Raw genomic sequence first — 16677 nt, forward strand, 5'->3', positions numbered from 1 at the left:
TCGGCGCCGCTGCGGGTGCGCCGGGTGGTCACCACGCGAGCCGGTGGCAGCTCGGTCGGCCCGTACGCCTCCTTCAACCTCGGTGACCACGTCGGCGACGACCCGGCCGCGGTGGCCGCCAACCGGCACCGGCTGGCCGAGGGCATCGGCCTGGCCGACGACCGGCTGGTCTGGATGGAGCAGGTGCACGGGCGCACCGTCACCGTCGTGGACGGTCCGCAGGCTCACCCGCTGCCCGCCACCGACGGCGTGGTGACGGCCGTGCGCAACCTGGCGCTGGTGGTGCTCGCGGCCGACTGCACCCCGGTGCTGCTGTCCGACGACACCGCCGGGGTGATCGCGGCGGTGCACGCCGGGCGCGTCGGTGCCCGCATCGACATCGTCGCCGCCACCCTGGCGGCCATGCGCTCGGCGGGTGCGGTGACCGAGCGGATCACCGCGCTGCTGGGCCCGGCCGCCTGCGGGCAGTGCTACGAGGTGCCCGCCCACATGCGCGACGACGTGGAGGCGCACCTGCCGGGCAGCGCCAGCCGAACTCGCGCAGGCACGCCGGGTCTGGACATCCGCGCCGGGCTGCGGCGGTCCCTGCTGGAGCACGGTGTGGCCGGGGTGGCGGTGGACCAGCGGTGCACCATGGAGTCGGCGGAGCTGTTCAGCCACCGCCGCGGCGCCCCCACCGGGCGGCTGGCCGGCGTCATCTGGAGCGAGGACGTGGCGCGGTGACCGAGCCGAGAGCGGAGGGTGACCGCGGAGCCGGTCGCGCCGCCGAGATCGCCAGCGCCCTGGCTGCGGTGCGCGGACGTGTCCGCGACGCCTGCCGTGCTGCGGGACGGGACGGGGCCGCGGTCGAGCTGCTGGCCGTCACCAAGACCTTCCCCGCCACCGACGCCGCCCACCTGGTGGACCTGGGCTGCCGGAGCCTGGGCGAGGCCCGCGAGCAGGAAGCCACCCCCAAGGTGGCTGAGCTGGCCCAGCTGCGGCCGGACGTGCCGGTCCGCTGGCACGTCATCGGCCGGCTGCAGCGCAACAAGACCCGCTCGGTGGCCCGCTGGGCGCACCGGGTGGAGACGGTGGACAGTCCCCGGCTGCTGGCCGCGCTGGACCGCGCCACGGGCAACGCCGCGAGTGCGGGGGAGCGCAGCACGCCGCTGGAGGTGCTGGTGCAGGTGAGCCTGGACGGCGACCCCACCCGCGGTGGCTGCCCCCGCGAGGACCTGCCCGAGCTGGTCGAGCGCGCCGCCACGGCCGAGCACCTGCGGCTGCGGGGCCTGATGGCCGTCGCTCCCCAGGAGGCCGACCCCGACACCGCGTTCGCCACCACGGCCGAGCTCGCCGAGGCCGTCCGGCAGCAGCACCCGTCCGCCGACCAGCTCTCCACCGGCATGTCCCACGACCTGGAGGCGGCTGTGCGTCACGGCTCCACCTGCGTGCGTGTCGGTACGGCCCTGCTGGGCGCGCGGCCGATAATCTCAACCTGATCACGATGCACCTGCACACGACGCACCTGATTCTCGTGCCCGCCCACTACCCCGGGCACACGATCCACCCTCACGGAAGGTCCCTCTCATGAGCTCCCTGCACAAGTTCAAGGCTTACTTCGGCATGGTGCCAAGCGAGGACTACGACGAGGAGGGTTACGCCGACGGCTACGCCGAGCACGACCCCGCGTTCTCCGGCAGCTCGCGCCGGGGCGCCGAGGAGCCGGCCGGCTACGACTCGGCCGCCTACGAGCCCGCGGTGGAGGCACCCCGCTCCCGCCCGCGCCTGGAGCCGCTGAGCGCGCGCCGCCCCAGCGCCGCGGCCACCGGTGCCACCCGCGGTGCACTGGCCATGGACGACCGTGCCGCGAGCGCGCAGCGCAGCGACTCCCTGGCCGAGGGGGGCAACCCGCTGGCCAAGATCACCACCCTCAACCCCAGCAGCTACAACGAGGCGCGCACCATCGGTGAGCGCTACCGCGAGGGCATCCCGGTGATCATGAACCTCACCGAGATGAGCGACTCCGACGCCAAGCGCCTGGTGGACTTCGCGGCCGGGCTGGCCTTCGCCATGCGCGGCTCCATCGACAAGGTCACCAACAAGGTGTTCCTGCTGTCGCCCTCCAACGTCGACGTCTCCGCCGAGGTGAAGCGTCACATCGTGGAGAACGGCTTCTACAACCACTCCTGATGACGACCAACGCTGCTGACGTCGCCGGCCCCGCCCTTGCGGGTGGCTCGGTGACCCCGACATCAGGCACAGTGGGGACGTGGCTGTGCTGACCGTCCTCTACTACCTCCTCTTCACGTTCTGGCTGCTGCTCATCGCCAGGATCGTGGTGGAGGTGATTCGCTCGCTCGCGCGGGACTGGCACCCGCGCGGGGTGGTCGCCGTGGTGCTAGAGGCGGTCTTCACCGTCACCGATCCACCAGTGCGCTTGCTGCGCAAGGTCATCCCGACGATTCCGCTGGGTGCCGTGCGGCTGGACATATCGATTATGGTTCTGCTGTTCGGCGTGGGCATACTGATGCAGGTAGTGGGCGCGCAGGTTGGCCCGTGAGCCCACGCGCGGCACAGTTCTGGACCTTGCTCCACCCGTGATGGACCGCTGAGGAATGCCTGAGGTGATCGTTCGATGCCGCTGACTCCCGCTGACGTACACAATGTCGCGTTCAGCAAGCCGCCGATTGGCAAGCGTGGCTACAACGAGGACGAGGTCGACGCCTTCCTCGACATGGTCGAGCAGGAGCTCGCCCGGCTGCTGGAGGAGAACAACGACCTCAAGCAGCGGCTGCAGGACGCCGAGCAGGTTCGCAGCCTCGGCGGCTCCGCGAAGAGCGACGGTGCCCAGGCCGGCAACAGCTCCGGCGCGGCTGGTGTGCCCAACGGTGCCGGCGCAGGCAACGGAGTGACCCAGGCCGCCACCGCCACCGCTCCCGTGGTGCCCGCGACGGTCACCCCGGCCCAGGCGCCGGCCAAGGTGGACACCGTCAAGGCGCAGGCCCCCCAGAGCGAGGCGCCCAAGAGCGACGCCCCCAAGAGCGACGCCCCCAAGAACGACGCACCCACGAACGCCGTGGCCACGTCCGCTGCGCCCGCCGGCAGCGACCCGTCCGACCACCACCTGCGTGCGGCGAAGATCCTCGGCCTGGCCCAGGAGATGGCCGACCGGCTCACTGCCGAGGCCAAGGCGGAGTCCGACGAGCTGCTCACCGGTGCCCGCGGCAAGTCCGAGCAGATGCTCACCGAGGCCAAGACCCGCTCTGCGCAGCTGCTGGCCGACGCCAAGAGCAAGTCCGAGCAGATGGTGACCGAGGCGCGCAGCAAGTCGGAGTCCATGCTCACCGACGCCCGCACCCGCTCCGAGACGATGCAGCGCCAGGCCAAGGAGAAGGCCGACGCGCTGCGCACCGACGCCGAGCGCAAGCACGACGAGATGCTCGGGTCGATCACGGCCAAGCGCGCCAGCCTGGAGAGCAGCATCGAGGAGCTCACGACGTTCGAGCGCGAGTACCGCACCCGGCTGCGCGCCTACATCGAGGGCCAGCTGTCCGAGCTCACGCAGGGCGAGAACACCGAGTCCGGTGGTCGTCGTCGTGGATGGGAGTCCTCGACCGTGCAGGCCGGCGCGAACAGCGCGCGTGCCGTCCAGGACAGCTGAGCTCTGAGCTGACGTGCTGATCCTGGCGCTGGGGAGCGTCCTCGTCGGTTGCATCTTCCTGGTCATCTCCTTCCTGACGGAGAACACCGGGTGGGCCTGGGGCTGCATCGTCGCCTGCGGCGTGGCCGCCATCGTGCTGCTGGTGGACACCGTCCGGCGCAACCGGGCGAGCGTCGAGACCGCGGCGACCGCTGTGGCGGCTGACCAGCCGACCGTCACCCGCACCAGCACCGCCCAGACCAGCACGCCCGCCCAGGCCAGCACGGCGACCACCCCGGTGGCCGAGCCGCCCGCCGACGACGCTCCCACCACCGCGGTGGCGGCGGTGCCTGCGGAGCACGCGAACGAGGAGCCGGCGGAGACCAAGGCCGGCTGGCGTGCCCGGCGCACCGCGGCCAAGCAAGAGCGGGCGGCACGCGACGAGGAGGCCCGCGTGGCGGCGGCCGCCCGGGCGAAGCAGGCCCGGGACCGCGCCGCCGTGCAGGCTGAGCAGCGGGAGAAGGACGCCGCCGCGGAGGCACTGCTGGGCGCGACCGCGGTGCAGCCGGCTGTGACTGCCGCCGACCTGCAGGCCGACGCCGACCTGCGCACCGACCGCGAGCCCGACGAGGAGGACGTGGACGCCGCGGACATCCTGGTGGTCGGCGGCCTGCGCGAGGAGGTGCTGGTGATCGACGAGCACCCGCGCTTCCACCTGGGTTCCTGCTTGTGGCTGCGGGACCAGCCCACGCTGGGCCTGCCGGTCGCCGAGGCGATGGAGCTGGGCTTCACCGGCTGCGCCCGCTGCGCTCCCTCCCGGGTGCTCGCCGCCCAGGCCCGCGAGCGCTAGAATCAAGCTGGCCCTCACCAGGGCCGCACGCACGTCAGGCGTTGATCCGGCCATCACCGGGGAGCCTCCGGAAGAACAGCCCGCAGCGTGGGCCCAGTAGAACCGGACGGGTAGGCCCGTCACAGCCTGCAACGAGTGGTGTCACCGGGATTTTCCGGGGCACAAGCGGGGTGGTACCGCGGCAGGAGCGCACAGTGCGCTGGTGTCGTCCCCGTGCCGCGACGGCACGAGGAGCACACACCGGTGACCTACCCCAAGGTGGACCTGGCCGCAGGCGACCGCGAGCCCGGCACGGGCCCCAGCTTTCCGCAGCTCGAGCAGCGCGTGCTGGCCGAGTGGGACGTCGACGACACCTTCCGCGCCTCCATCGCCCAGCGCGACGGTGCCGAGGACTACGTCTTCTACGACGGCCCGCCCTTCGCCAACGGCCTGCCGCACTACGGCCACCTGCTCACCGGCTACGTCAAGGACGTGGTCCCGCGCTACCAGACCATGCGGGGCCGGCGAGTGGACCGCCGCTTCGGCTGGGACTGCCACGGCATGCCCGCCGAGATCCACGTGGAGAAGCAGCTCGGCATCACCCACAAGTCCGAGATCGAGAAGCTGGGCATCGACGTCTTTAACGACGCCTGCCGCACCTCCGTCCTGCAGTACACCGAGGACTGGCGGGCCTACGTCACCCGGCAGGCCCGCTGGGTGGACTTCGACAACGACTACAAGACCCTCGACACCGACTACATGGAGTCGGTGATGTGGGCGTTCAAGTCGCTGTGGGACAAGGGCCTGGTCTACGAGGGCTTCCGGGTGCTGGCCTACTGCTGGCGCTGCGAGACCCCGCTCAGCGCCACCGAGACCAAGATGGACGACGTCTACCGGCAGCGCCAGGACCCCGCCGTCACCGTGGCCATGCCGCTGCACGCCCCGGGCTCGCCGCTGGAGGGGGCCAGCGCCCTGGTGTGGACCACCACGCCGTGGACGCTGCCGTCCAACCTGGCGATGGCGGTCAACCCGGAGATCACCTACGTGCAGGTGGCCGTGGACGGGCAGCGCTACGTGCTGGCCAAGGAGCGCCTGGGCGCCTACGCCCGCGAGCTGGGCGAGGACCCCGAGGTGCTCTCCGAGCACCCCGGCACCGAGCTGCTCGGCCTGGCCTACGAGCCGCCGTTCGACTTCTTCGCCGGCGAGGACAACGCCCACCGCATCCTGTCCGCGGACTACGTCACCACCACCGACGGCACCGGCATCGTGCACATCGCCCCGGCCTTCGGTGAGGAGGACAAGGTGGTCACCGACGCCGCCGGCATCACGCCGGTGGTCCCGGTGGACTCCCGCGGCCGCTTCACCGCCGAGGTGCCCCCGTACGAGGGCCTGCAGGTGTTCGAGGCCAACACCCCGATCATCCGCCACCTCAAGGCGGCTGGCCGGCTGCTGCGCCAGGAGACCTACGACCACCCGTACCCGCACTGCTGGCGCTGCGACAGCCCGCTGATCTACAAGGCGGTGTCGTCCTGGTTCGTGGCCGTCACCGAGATCCGCGACCGCATGGTGGAGCTGAACCAGCAGATCAGCTGGACGCCCGAGCACATCCGCGACGGCCAGTTCGGCAAGTGGCTGGAGGGCGCCCGCGACTGGGCCATCAGCCGCAACCGCTACTGGGGCAGCCCCATCCCGGTGTGGGTCTCCGACGATCCCACCTACCCGCGCACCGACGTCTACGGCTCCCTGGACGAGCTGGAGCGCGACTTCGGCGTGCGCCCGGCCGACCTGCACCGCCCGCACATCGACCAGCTCACCCGGCCCAACCCCGACGACCCCACGGGCCGCTCGATGATGCGCCGGGTGCCGGAGGTGCTGGACTGCTGGTTCGAGTCCGGCTCCATGCCCTTCGCGCAGGTGCACTACCCGTTCGACAACCGCGAGTGGTTCGAGAGCCACTACCCGGGCGACTTCATCGTGGAGTACAGCGGCCAGACCCGCGGCTGGTTCTACACGCTGCACGTGCTGGCCACCGCGCTCTTCGACCGGCCGGCCTTCCGCGCCGTGCTCGCCCACGGCATCGTGCTGGGCGACGACGGCGCCAAGATGAGCAAGTCCAAGAGCAACTACCCCGACGTCCGGGAGGTGTTCGACCGGGACGGCTCCGACGCCATGCGGTGGTTCCTGATGGCCTCCCCGGTGCTGCGCGGCGGCAACCTGGTGGTCACCGAGCAGGGCATCCGCGAGGGGGTGCGCCAGGCGCTGCTGCCGCTGTGGAACGCCTGGAGCTTCCTGCAGCTGTACGCGGAGAAGCCGGGCACCTGGCGGACCACCTCCCCGCACGTGCTGGACCGCTACGTGCTGGCCAAGCTGGCGGCCTGCCGCACCGAGATGACCGCGGCGCTGGACGCCAACGACATCGCCGGTGCCTGCGAGGAGCTGCGCGGCTTCTGCGACGCGCTCACCAACTGGTACGTGCGCCGCTCCCGGCCGCGGTTCTGGGCCGGTGACACCGACGCGGTGGACACCTTGCACACGGTGCTGGAGGTGGTCTGCCGCCTCGCCGCGCCGCTGCTGCCGCTGATGACCGAGGTGATCTGGCGCGGCCTCACCGGTGAGCGCTCGGTGCACCTCACCGACTGGCCCACCGAGACCGAGCTGCCCGCCGACCCCGACCTGGTGGCGGCCATGGACGAGGTCCGCGCGGTGTGCTCCACGGTGCTCAGCCTGCGCAAGGCCAACAAGCTGCGGGTGCGTCTGCCGCTGCCCTCGGTGACCGTGGCGGCCAAGGACTCCGCCCGGCTGGCGCCCTACACCGACCTGGTGGCCGAGGAGGTCAACGTCAAGGACGTGCAGCTGAGCAGCGACGTGGAGCAGCACGGCCGCTTCGAGCTGGTGGTCAACGCCCGCGCGGCCGGCCCGCGCATCGGCAAGCAGGTGCAGCAGGTCATCAAGGCGGTGAAGGCCGGTGACTGGACCCAGCGCGCCGACGGCACCGTGCTCGCCGGCGGCGTGGAGCTGCTGCCGGGGGAGTACACCGACCGGCTGGTGGCCGTGGAGCCCAGCTCGACCGCGGCGCTGCCCGGCGGGGAGGGGCTGGTGGTGCTGGACACCAACGTCACCGAGGAGCTGGAGGCCGAGGGCTGGGCCAAGGACCGGGTGCGCGAGCTGCAGGAGGCCCGCCGGACCGCCGACTTCGCCGTCTCCGACCGCATTCGGTTGCAGCTGGCGGTGCCTGCCGGCCGGCGCGAGTGGGCGCAGCGCCACCGCGACCTGATCGCGGCCGAGGTGCTGGCCGTGGAGCTGGAGCTGGTGGACGAGCTGGCCGAGGGCGTGGACCTCGGTGACCGGGTGCGGGCCCGGCTGGAGCTGGCGGCCCGGTAGCGGTCAGGCCTGGTCGGCGCGGCGCCAGCTGCGCCGACCAGGCCACCCCCAGCGCGGTCGTGCCCCAGACACCTCGCCGGCGGCGGCGGTCGTCGCCGAGCTGCAGGTCAGCTCTGCCAGCTCACGCTGCTGTCCACCCGCTGGCCGAGCTTGAGGTTGTCGGTGGCCCGGGTGAACACCTGGTCACCGGCGAGCCGCACCGTGCCGGCCGTGGGCAGCGGCTTGGCCAGGTCCATCGTCAGCGAGCCGGTGCCGCCCACCTGGTAGGAGGTGATGTCCAGGGTGCCCTGCCCGTCGGGCAGCTGCCACGCCGGCGACGTCGGCACCTGGGCGAGCTCCACCCCGAGGGTGAGCACCGAGCCGTTCACCTGCTGCAGGGTGAACGTGGTGTCCTGGCGCAGCAGCAGACCCAGGCTGTTGACCTGCAGGCTCACCGTCCACACTGCGCCCGGCCCCACCGGCGTGGTGGGCAGCACCGGCATGAACTGGGTGAGCTGGCGCAGGGCCTGCTCCAGGGCCGAGCGCCCCGCGTCGTCCAGCTCCGCCGGTGGGTCGAGCACCAGCTGCTTCGGCGCGTTGTCGGTGCCCACCTCCAGCTTGGAGGTGCTGCCCGCGGCCTTGGCCAGGGTGGCGGCCAGGGTGGCGTCGGGGGAGGTCGGGGTGCCGTTGCGCAGCAGCAGCGTGTGGGTGGCGTCGGCCGGGCCCTGCTGGCTGACCTCCAGGGGGAGGGTGACGTCGGGGACGGTCTGGTCCAGGGGCTCGCTGTCACCCACGGTCTGCACCACCGACGAGGTGGCGGTCATGGACACCTGCTGGCGGGTCTGGTCGGTGGTGCGGGTGGTGAGGGTGGCGCGCGGCTCGGCGCCCGGGTTGCGCACCGTCACCGACACCCCGGGCACCGGGACGGCTACCTCGCTGGTGGCCGGCGCCGCGCTGCTGCTGGGCGCGGGCGGGCTGGACGAGGAGGAGCAGGCCGTCAGCAGGCTCAGGCAGGCGAGGACAGCGACGAGGGCCGTGCGGGGAGTGCTCACCCGACCCACGGTAGTGACCGTCGCTGCCGGGTCGGGCAGTGCACCGCGGTACGCCGTGTCGGCACCTCAATTTGGACGAATGACCGCTGCGGCAGGGATAATAACGACAAATTGTGTGATCCCCGGACCCGAGGGCGGTATCCGCGTGCACCTGGAGTACCTCCTCGGCGCAGGTGCACTGGTGCTGCTGGTGGGAATCCTCGGGGTGCAGGCGTCCTCCCGGGTGGGCATGCCCGCGCTGCTGCTGTTCCTGGGCATCGGTCTGCTGATCGGCACCGACGGGCTCGGCGTGGAGTTCTCCAACGCGGTGCTCACCGAGGAGCTCGGCATCGCGGCGCTGGTGCTGATCCTCACCGAGGGCGGGCTGAGCACGCGGTGGAAGTCGGTGCGCCCCAACCTCGGCCTCGGGGTGGCGCTGTCCACCGTGGCCGTGGCGGTGAGCATCGGCGTGGTGGGTGTGGCGGTGCACTACCTGCTGGGCCTGGACTGGCGGATCGCCCTGCTGTGGGGTGCGGTGTTGTCCTCCACCGACGCGGCCGCGGTGTTCAGCGTGCTGCGCAACCTGGCCGTGCGCCGCCGGCTGGTGGGTGCCCTGGAGCTGGAGTCCGGCCTCAACGACGCACCCGTGGTGATCGCGGTGTCGCTGCTGGCCAGCACCCAGACCATTCCCTGGTACTTCCCGCTGACGGTGGTCTTCGAGCTGGCGGGCGGTGCGGGGGTGGGGGCCGCGCTGGGCTTCGCCGCTGCCTGGGTGCTGCGCCGCATCGCGCTGCCCTCCACCGGCCTCTACCCGCTCGCCGCCATCGCCTTCTGCGTGCTCAGCTTCGCGGCCGGGCAGACCGCCCACACGTCGGGGCTGCTGGCTGCCTACGTCTGCGCGCTGGTGCTGGGCAACACCAACCTGCCCCACCGTGGTGCCACCCGCTCCTTCGCCGAGGGCACCGGCTGGCTGGCCCAGATCGGCGTGTTCGTGCTGCTCGGCCTCTACGTCGACCCCAGCCGGCTGCCCAGCGCCGTCGGCGACGCGCTGCTCATCGGCCTGGTGCTGCTGGTGCTGGCTCGGCCGCTGTCGGTGCTGGCCGCGGCCTGGCCGCTGCGGGTGCCGTGGCGAGAACAGGGCTTCCTGGCCTTCGCCGGGCTGCGCGGGGCGGTGCCGATCGTGCTGGCCACCATCCCGCTGGTCAACGGGGTGCCCGGGGCCGAGCGGCTGGTGGACGTGGTGTTCGTGCTGGTGGTGGTGTTCACCCTGGTGCAGGGTTGGTCGCTGCCCTGGGTGGCCAAGTGGCTCAAGGTGACCGTCACCGGCGAGCTGCAGGAGATCTCCATCGACGCCGCGCCCCTGGAGGCCATGGGTGCGGACCTGATGCAGGTGCAGATCCCGCCCGGGTCCAAGCTGCACGGGGTGTACCTGGGCGAGCTGCGGCTGCCCAAGGGCTCCTCGGTGAGCCTCATCGTGCGCGACGGGGAGGCGTTCACCCCCGAGCCGGGCACCCGGCTGCGCCGCGGCGACCAGGTGCTGGTGGTGGCCACGTCGGACGTGCGGGAGGCCACCGAGCAGCGCATCCGCGCCGTCGACGCAGGTGGACGCCTGGCCCGCTGGCGGGGTGTGACCGGGTAGTGCGCGGGCATCGGGGATGATGGGCGCTGTGAGCGCGAAGGAAAGTCCCCCGGCCGTGGACGAGAAGTCTGCCGAGCCGCCGGTGGCGGCGGGCCGCAAGCGCATCGGCCTGCTGGTGACGGTGGCGGCACTGATCGTGCTCGGCGACCTGGCCTCCAAGATCGCGGTGGTGGCCAACGTGGAACCGGGCCGGCCGGTGCGGCTGCTCGGCGGATCGGTGTACCTGGTGCTGGTCCGCAACCCCGGTGCGGCGTTCTCCCTGGCCACCGGCATGACCTGGCTGCTCACCATCGTGGCCGCGATCGTGGTGGTGGTCATCATCCGGATGGCGCGCCGGCTGCGCTCGACGGGCTGGGCCTGGGGGCTGGGGCTGATCCTCGGTGGCGCGCTGGGCAACCTGATCGACCGCCTGTTCCGGGCGCCGGGGGTGCTGCAGGGCCACGTCGTGGACTTCGTGTCGGTGTTCTCCGACCGAGGGGAGTACTGGCCGGTGTTCAACCTGGCCGACTCCTGCATCGTCGTCGGTGGTGCCCTGCTGGTGCTGATGGCGGTGCTGGGCCGCGAGCCGGACGGGACCCGCGTCAGCGACAGCAAGGCCGGCGACAGCCAGGCCAGCGACAGCAAGCCCAGTGACACCCAGGCCGGCGACACCAAGGCCGACGACACCAAGCCGAGCGACACCAGCTCTGGCGACACGACGACCGATATCGATCCTGACACCGACGAGAATGGCTCCACCCGTGGCTGAGACCCGCTCCATGCCCGTGCCCGACGGCCTGGACGGGTTGCGTGTGGACGCCGGCCTGGCCCGGCTGCTCGGCTTCTCCCGCACCACCGTGGCCACCCTGACCGCCGCCGGCGCCGTGACCCTGGACGGCAGCCCCGCGGGCAAGTCCGACCGGCTGGTCTCCGGCTCCTGGCTGGAGGTGACCCTGCCCGAGCCCGAGCGGGAGCCGATCCCGCACGCCGAGCCGGTGGACGGGCTCACCGTGCTGCACTCCGACGACGACATCATCGTGGTGGACAAGCCGGTGGGCGTGGCCGCGCACCCCAGCCCCGGCTGGACCGGACCCACCGTGATCAGCGGGCTGGTGGCCGCCGGCTACCGCATCGCCACCTCCGGTGCGGCCGAGCGGCAGGGCATCGTGCACCGCCTGGACGTGGGCACCTCCGGCGTCATGGTGGTGGCCGCCTCCGAGCACGCCTACACGGTGCTCAAGCGGGCGTTCAAGGAGCGCACCGTGGACAAGCGCTACCACGCGGTGGTGCAGGGCCACCCCGACCCGAGCAGCGGCACCATCGACGCGCCCATTGGCCGCCACCCCAAGCACGACTGGCGCTTCGCGGTGATCGCCGACGGCAAGGAGAGCGTCACCCACTACGACACCGTCGAGGCGTTCCCGTCCGCGAGCCTGCTGGACGTGCACCTGGAAACCGGGCGCACCCACCAGATCCGGGTGCACTTCGCCTCGCTGCGCCACCCTTGCTGCGGCGACATCACCTACGGCGCCGACCCCACCCTCTCCGCCCGCCTGGGCCTCACCCGGCAGTGGTTGCACGCGCACTCGCTGGGCTTCGCCCACCCGGTGGACGGCCACTGGGTGCAGGTGACCAGCGAGTACCCCGACGACCTGCAGCACGCCCTGGACCTGCTGCGCGCCAGCGCCTGAGGCCGGTTGGTCATGACCTCGCAGCAGTCGGGCCGGCGGCAGCAGTGGGACGAGCTGCGCCCCCTGGCCGGCTGGGCCGCAGCCGTGGTGGTGCTGCTGGTGGTGGTGCTGGTGCTCGGCGCCAGCAGCGACGTCCGCCGCGCCGGCACCTCCGGGGTGGGGCTGGGCCCGGCCAGCGGAGAGCCGGTCGGCGAGTACCTCCTCCGCGCGGAGAGCTCCCTGGCCGGTGCCGGGGAGGCTGACCAGCCGCGCTGGGGACTGGTGTCGCTGCGGGCCGAGCTGACCACCGCCGAGGCCGCCGCCCTGCCCGGCGACGCCCGGCTGGCGCAAGCCATCTTCCGCGTGCCGGTGGAGCGCGTGCAGACCCCGCAGGTCACCGTGAGCGTGGTGGACCAGCGCGACCGTGCGCAGGAGCTGCGGGCGCTGCAGAACGTGGCGGCCAGCGAGCTGGACACCCTGGCCCGCGACGAGACCGGCCGCGAGCAGGCGGTGGACCAGCTCTCCGCGGCGCGGCTGCGCTCGGGCTGCGCGTGCGTGCTGTCGCTGCTGCTGCGCGGCACCGCCGACCAGCTGCGCGCAGTGGCCCAGCAGCCGACGGTGCGGGCGGTGGAGATGACCGATGCCGACGTGACCGTGCAGCGCGTGTCGGTGCGGGCGCTGCTGCCCGAGCAGACCGAGGTGGCCGAGCCGGGCCCCGACGACGGGGACGTCCCCGCACCCTGAACGTCGTGGCGAGAGCCGGCTCAGTCGATGGCGGCGAAGCGCGGCAGCAGGTGCTCGGCCACGTTGCGGGCCTCGTCGATCAGCGGCCAGCCGGCCAGGATCAGCGACGTCAGCCCGGTGCGCCGGCGCAGCGTGGTCACCGAGTCGGTGATCTCGTCCGGGGTGCCCACGTAGTACACCGCCGAGGAGCCGGTGCCGAAGATGTCCAGCGGTGACCACGCGGTGATGCCGGCGTGCAGGCCGTCGCCCAGGTACAGGTCGTCGGGCTCGGGCAGCTTGCCCGCCACGATGGTGTCCACCCAGCCCTGCCGCTGCGGGTCCGGCGCGGTGAAGGTGCGCAGGTCCTGCGCGCCGTGGGTGCGTCGGCGCACCGCCTTGTCCAGCACGTCGGTCACCTGGTCGATGCCGGCCTTCTCGAACAGGTGGCGGAACCGGGCCAGCGCCTCGTCGCGGCTGGGCCGCACGATCACCCCGGACAGGGCCCCGAAGTCGCGGAACTCCCGCCCCTCCTCGGCCGCGGCGGCGCGGGCCGCGGTGAACTTGGACTCGATGAACGACGTCTCTCGCAGCATCGTCAGGTAGGAGTCCAGCACCCGGCCGGAGTTCTGCAGCCCGGCGGGGGAGTCCCCGGCACCCCACAGCTCGATGCCCTCGGGCTGGGTGGGGTGCAGGCTCAGCGGGGTGTTGGGGAAGTTGGAGTGCGACCCCTCGGCGTAGTACCGGCGGAAGTCGGCCCAGTACTGCTCGCCCAGGCGGTAGCGGTCGTCGTGGGCGACGTCCATGGCGTACTTGGTGAGGATGTTCTCCCGGCCGTTCACCGAGTTGATCATCAGCCGGCCACCGCTGAAGGTGTCGAAGGCCAGCGCCTTCTCGGCCAGCAGCCGCGCGGGGATCATGTTGGCGTAGACCGCCACCAGGAAGCGCATCCGGGTGGTGTGGGCGGCGGCGAAGCTGGCGGAGACGAACGGGTCGTTGGGCCAGGTGGCCACCAGGGCGCCGTGGAAGCCGCCGTCGTCGATGGTGCGCGCCAGGGTGAGGTAGCGCTGCAGCTCCACCGGGTAGAGCCCGCCGGGGCTCCACGGCAGGTCGCCGTCGGCGGGGGTGAGGTACCAGAGGGTCTTGATGCTCATGTGCCGTCTTCCGGGGTGGAGGGTCAGAGGGAGAGGGCCTCGACGCGGGCGTGGGTGCGCAGGTCGTCCGGACCCACGCTGTCCAGCGCGTCGAGGTAGGCCACGGCGAACGAGCCGGGCCCGGAGGCGGTGGCCGCGGCCCGCTCGGCGGCCACCGCGACGTGGGCGTGCGCGGTAACCAGCCCGACCAGCGGGGTGGGCGCGGCGGCGAGGTAGGCGGCGGCCAGCCCGCCGAGGGAGCAGCCGGTGGCGGTGACCTTGGTGAGCAGGGCGCTGCCGCCCAGCACCCGCACGCCGGCCAGCTCGCCGGCGGCGGTGCGACCCACCACGTAGTCCACCGGGCCCGAGGCCGACACCGCGGCGGCGTGCTCCAGCAGGGCCACCGCGGCGGGCACGGCGGAACCGGAGTCGGAGCCGCTGTCCACGCCGCGGGTGGAGCTGCCCAGCCCGGCGAGGGCGGTGATCTCCGAGCCGTTGCCGCGGATGGCGGTAGGGCCCTGGCGCAGCAGCCCGGCCGCCAGCTCGGTGCGCCACGGCAGTCCGCCCACGCCCACCGGGTCCAGCACCCAGGGAGTACCCGCCGCGCGGGCGGCCTCGGCGGCCAGGGTGAACGCCGCGGCGGTGCCGTCGTCGGGGGTGCCCAGGTTGACCAGCACCGCGCTGGCCACCTGCGCGAACCCGGCTGCCTCGTGCACGTTGTCGATGTGGGCGTTGCTCGCGCCGGCGGCCAGCAGCACGTTGGTGACGATGTTGGCCGAGACGACGTTGGTCAGGGACTGCACCAGGGGAGTGGTGGCGCGTAGGTTCTCCAGCGCGGCGGCCAGCTCGTCAGCGGTGACGGCGACAGGGGTGGCGGACATCGAGTTCCTCACGGGTCGGGGTGGGGCGGGTCAGACGGGCGGGTCGGTCTCCAGCGGCAGGGACGGGTCGGCGCTCCACTCCTCCAGCGAGCCGTCGTAGACCCGCACGGGGCTGATTCCGGCGACGGTGAGCGCCAGCGCGGTGAGGCAGGCCGACACCCCACCGCCGCAGTAGACGACCACCGGGTCGCCCGCGATCAGCGCGGTGGCGCCGGCTGCTGCCGGCGCGGTCTCGGCCAAGGTGCGCAGCTGTGGGGCCGCGAGCAGCCTCCCCTCGGCGTCCAGCACCGTCCGGGCGGACAGGTTCACGCTGCGGTGGATGTGGCCGCGCCGGGCGTAGCGAGTGGGGATGGTGGCCGCGAAGTGCTCAGCCGACAGCGCGCACACCAGGCTGCCCGGCGCCCGCCCCTCGGCCAGGGCCTGCACGTCGTCGCGGTCGGCCCACAGGCCGAGATCGGTCAGCTGCGCGGGGTGCCCGGGGACGGGCTGGGCGGCTGTGGTATTAGCGCCGTGCTCCACCGGCCGCCCCTGCGCGGTCCACGCGGTGAGCCCGCCGTCGAGCACGCGGGCGCTGATCCCGGCGTTGCGCAGCACCCACCAGGCGCGGGCGGCCCAGGTGGTGGCGCCGCGGTCGTAGAGCACCAGGGTGGCGTCGGGGTCGATGCCCAGCTCAGCCAGGTCGGCGGCGAGCTGCTCGGCGGTGGGTCGGGTGTGGTGGCGGGGGCCCGCGGGGTCGCAGAGGTGGTGCAGCAGGTCGACGTGACGGGAGCCGGGCAGGTGGGCGCGCTCCCAGCCCGCGGCACCGGAGACGGCCCGGTAGTCGCCGTCGAAGCGGGGCGCGGGCAGCTCCACCGTCACGTCCAGCACCACCAGCCCGGGCCGGCCGAGCTGCTCGGCCAGCTCAGCGGCGCTGACCAGCGTGGACTGGTCGGCCGGTGGCGACGGGGGAGTCATGCGGGTCCTCCTCGAGGGGGTTCAGGCCTGCCGTGGCGGCAGTGTCGACGAGTGTATACGCTCGGATGCGCAGCCTTTTCGGTGCGCTCCCGCGGACGAGTCGGGCAGCGCTGCATAATGATCGGTTCACGACGCGGGATCCATCCACGAGCGGTGAGGAGCCATGGACGCAGACGGCAACCCGATGGCCGCCCTGGAGGCACTGGTGCCCGAGTCGGTGGAGGGTCGCTCCGACCAGACGTCGCGGCAGTACCTGCGGCTGCGCACCGACATCCTCGCCGGCCGCTTCGACCGCGGCTCGGTGCTGCTGGAGACCTCGCTGAGCGCCCAGTACGGGGTGTCGCGCACCCCGGTGCGGGAGGCGCTGAACCTGCTGGTGCACGACGGGCTGCTGGAGCGCGCCGACCGCGGGTACCACGTGCGCTCGGGCACGCCGGAGGACGTGGTGGAGATCTACGCGGCGCGGATCGCGCTGGAGGCGGAGGCGGCGTCGTCGGCGGCCACCCGGCGCACCGAGCTGGACCTGGCCCGGCTGGAGCAGGTGCACCGGCTGTGCAGCACCACCGACGACCCGGCCGTGGCCCGCACCGCGCACTTCCGCTTCCACGAGGTGCTGTGGCAGGCCGCGCACAACGCCACCATCACCGCCATCCTGGTGCGCCTCACCACCCAGCTGCACATCTACGACAGCGGGCCTCCTGCCAGCCACGGCGAGCCCGAGGCGCTCAACGCCGAGCACGCGGCGATCCTCACCGCCCTGCGGGAGCGGGACGAGGAGTCCGCGCGCCGGGAGATGCGCAGCCACCTGGAGCGCAGCCGCGACCAGCGCATCCGGGCCTTCGCCGGCGGCTAGGTGATGGCG

The 16677-nt window shown here is 72.8% G+C and carries 16 protein-coding genes; 12 read left to right on the top strand and 4 right to left on the bottom strand.

Annotated elements, in window-relative coordinates; genetic code table 11:
* Positions 1 to 9 precede the first annotated feature (9 nt).
* From pgeF to ileS, 7 genes are all read left to right on the top strand, one after another.
* Positions 10 to 723 carry a peptidoglycan editing factor PgeF gene (gene pgeF / locus AC3YO9_RS16795; protein WP_489984095.1) on the top strand — a complete coding sequence of 238 codons (714 nt, stop codon included), beginning with the start codon at positions 10 to 12 and terminating at the stop codon, positions 721 to 723.
* On the top strand, positions 720 to 1478 hold the full coding sequence (locus tag AC3YO9_RS16800; RefSeq protein ID WP_489983967.1) for a YggS family pyridoxal phosphate-dependent enzyme: 759 nt from the start codon (positions 720 to 722) through the stop codon (positions 1476 to 1478). The genes pgeF and AC3YO9_RS16800 overlap by 4 nt, the downstream gene beginning before the upstream one ends.
* Before the next feature lie 88 nt (positions 1479 to 1566).
* Positions 1567 to 2169, top strand: coding sequence for a cell division protein SepF (locus tag AC3YO9_RS16805; RefSeq protein WP_489983968.1), 603 nt, complete (start codon positions 1567 to 1569; stop codon positions 2167 to 2169).
* 79 nt (positions 2170 to 2248) lie between these two features.
* Positions 2249 to 2539: a YggT family protein gene (locus AC3YO9_RS16810; protein ID WP_127782504.1), complete on the top strand. Its 291-nt coding sequence runs from the start codon at positions 2249 to 2251 to the stop codon at positions 2537 to 2539.
* A 75-nt stretch (positions 2540 to 2614) separates the two neighbouring features.
* On the top strand, positions 2615 to 3640 hold the full coding sequence (gene wag31 / locus AC3YO9_RS16815; RefSeq protein WP_489983969.1) for a DivIVA-like cell division protein Wag31: 1026 nt from the start codon (positions 2615 to 2617) through the stop codon (positions 3638 to 3640).
* Positions 3641 to 3653: 13 nt separating this feature from the next.
* Positions 3654 to 4469 (top strand): hypothetical protein, encoded by an 816-nt coding sequence (locus AC3YO9_RS16820; protein WP_489983970.1) that lies wholly within the window; start codon positions 3654 to 3656, stop codon positions 4467 to 4469.
* 243 nt (positions 4470 to 4712) lie between these two features.
* Positions 4713 to 7829: an isoleucine--tRNA ligase gene (gene ileS, locus AC3YO9_RS16825; RefSeq protein WP_489983971.1), complete on the top strand. Its 3117-nt coding sequence runs from the start codon at positions 4713 to 4715 to the stop codon at positions 7827 to 7829.
* Between the two features lie 107 nt (positions 7830 to 7936).
* Here the strand turns inward: ileS and AC3YO9_RS16830 are convergent, their stop codons facing one another.
* Complete coding sequence (locus AC3YO9_RS16830) at positions 7937 to 8860, bottom strand: hypothetical protein (RefSeq protein ID WP_489983972.1); 924 nt, start codon at positions 8858 to 8860, stop codon at positions 7937 to 7939.
* A 79-nt stretch (positions 8861 to 8939) separates the two neighbouring features.
* Here AC3YO9_RS16830 and AC3YO9_RS16835 point away from each other — a divergent pair, with 79 nt between their 5' ends.
* The 4 genes from AC3YO9_RS16835 to AC3YO9_RS16850 are packed head-to-tail and all read left to right on the top strand — an operon-like array spanning position 8940 to position 12871.
* Positions 8940 to 10478 (top strand): potassium/proton antiporter, encoded by a 1539-nt coding sequence (locus AC3YO9_RS16835; RefSeq protein ID WP_489983973.1) that lies wholly within the window; start codon positions 8940 to 8942, stop codon positions 10476 to 10478.
* A gap of 16 nt (positions 10479 to 10494) precedes the next feature.
* On the top strand, positions 10495 to 11226 hold the full coding sequence (gene lspA / locus AC3YO9_RS16840; protein ID WP_489983974.1) for a signal peptidase II: 732 nt from the start codon (positions 10495 to 10497) through the stop codon (positions 11224 to 11226).
* Positions 11219 to 12148, top strand: a complete 930-nt coding sequence (locus tag AC3YO9_RS16845; RefSeq protein WP_489983975.1) for an RluA family pseudouridine synthase — start codon at positions 11219 to 11221, stop codon at positions 12146 to 12148. Before lspA ends, AC3YO9_RS16845 begins: the two co-directional genes overlap by 8 nt.
* 12 nt (positions 12149 to 12160) lie before the next feature.
* Positions 12161 to 12871, top strand: a complete 711-nt coding sequence (locus AC3YO9_RS16850; protein WP_489983976.1) for a hypothetical protein — start codon at positions 12161 to 12163, stop codon at positions 12869 to 12871.
* A gap of 20 nt (positions 12872 to 12891) precedes the next feature.
* Here the strand turns inward: AC3YO9_RS16850 and AC3YO9_RS16855 are convergent, their stop codons facing one another.
* The 3 genes from AC3YO9_RS16855 to AC3YO9_RS16865 are packed head-to-tail and all read right to left on the bottom strand — an operon-like array spanning position 12892 to position 15815.
* The gene (locus AC3YO9_RS16855; RefSeq protein ID WP_489983977.1) at positions 12892 to 14001 is read right to left on the bottom strand and encodes an LLM class flavin-dependent oxidoreductase; all 1110 of its coding nucleotides are present in this window, start codon (positions 13999 to 14001) and stop codon (positions 12892 to 12894) included.
* Positions 14002 to 14024: 23 nt separating this feature from the next.
* A complete protein-coding gene (thiM, locus tag AC3YO9_RS16860) occupies positions 14025 to 14861 on the bottom strand; it encodes a hydroxyethylthiazole kinase (protein ID WP_489983978.1) in 837 nt (278 codons plus the stop codon).
* Between the two features lie 30 nt (positions 14862 to 14891).
* Positions 14892 to 15815 carry a sulfurtransferase gene (locus AC3YO9_RS16865; protein ID WP_489983979.1) on the bottom strand — a complete coding sequence of 308 codons (924 nt, stop codon included), beginning with the start codon at positions 15813 to 15815 and terminating at the stop codon, positions 14892 to 14894.
* A 163-nt stretch (positions 15816 to 15978) separates the two neighbouring features.
* Between AC3YO9_RS16865 and AC3YO9_RS16870 the strand changes: the two genes are divergently transcribed.
* Positions 15979 to 16668, top strand: coding sequence for a GntR family transcriptional regulator (locus tag AC3YO9_RS16870; RefSeq protein ID WP_489983980.1), 690 nt, complete (start codon positions 15979 to 15981; stop codon positions 16666 to 16668).
* The last annotated feature ends 9 nt before the right edge of the window (positions 16669 to 16677 follow it).

The organism is Rhodococcus sp. Z6_132, assembly GCF_058133635.1.

Coding starts and splice junctions, on each gene's coding strand:
- AC3YO9_RS16855 (WP_489983977.1), bottom strand. CDS start 14,001: ATGAGCATCAAGACCCTCTGGTACCTCACCCCCGCCGACGGCGACCTG.
- AC3YO9_RS16865 (WP_489983979.1), bottom strand. CDS start 15,815: ATGACTCCCCCGTCGCCACCGGCCGACCAGTCCACGCTGGTCAGCGCC.
- AC3YO9_RS16805 (WP_489983968.1), top strand. CDS start 1,567: ATGAGCTCCCTGCACAAGTTCAAGGCTTACTTCGGCATGGTGCCAAGC.
- thiM (WP_489983978.1), bottom strand. CDS start 14,861: ATGTCCGCCACCCCTGTCGCCGTCACCGCTGACGAGCTGGCCGCCGCG.
- AC3YO9_RS16835 (WP_489983973.1), top strand. CDS start 8,940: ATGACCGCTGCGGCAGGGATAATAACGACAAATTGTGTGATCCCCGGA.
- AC3YO9_RS16870 (WP_489983980.1), top strand. CDS start 15,979: ATGGACGCAGACGGCAACCCGATGGCCGCCCTGGAGGCACTGGTGCCC.
- wag31 (WP_489983969.1), top strand. CDS start 2,615: ATGCCGCTGACTCCCGCTGACGTACACAATGTCGCGTTCAGCAAGCCG.
- AC3YO9_RS16850 (WP_489983976.1), top strand. CDS start 12,161: ATGACCTCGCAGCAGTCGGGCCGGCGGCAGCAGTGGGACGAGCTGCGC.
- lspA (WP_489983974.1), top strand. CDS start 10,495: ATGATGGGCGCTGTGAGCGCGAAGGAAAGTCCCCCGGCCGTGGACGAG.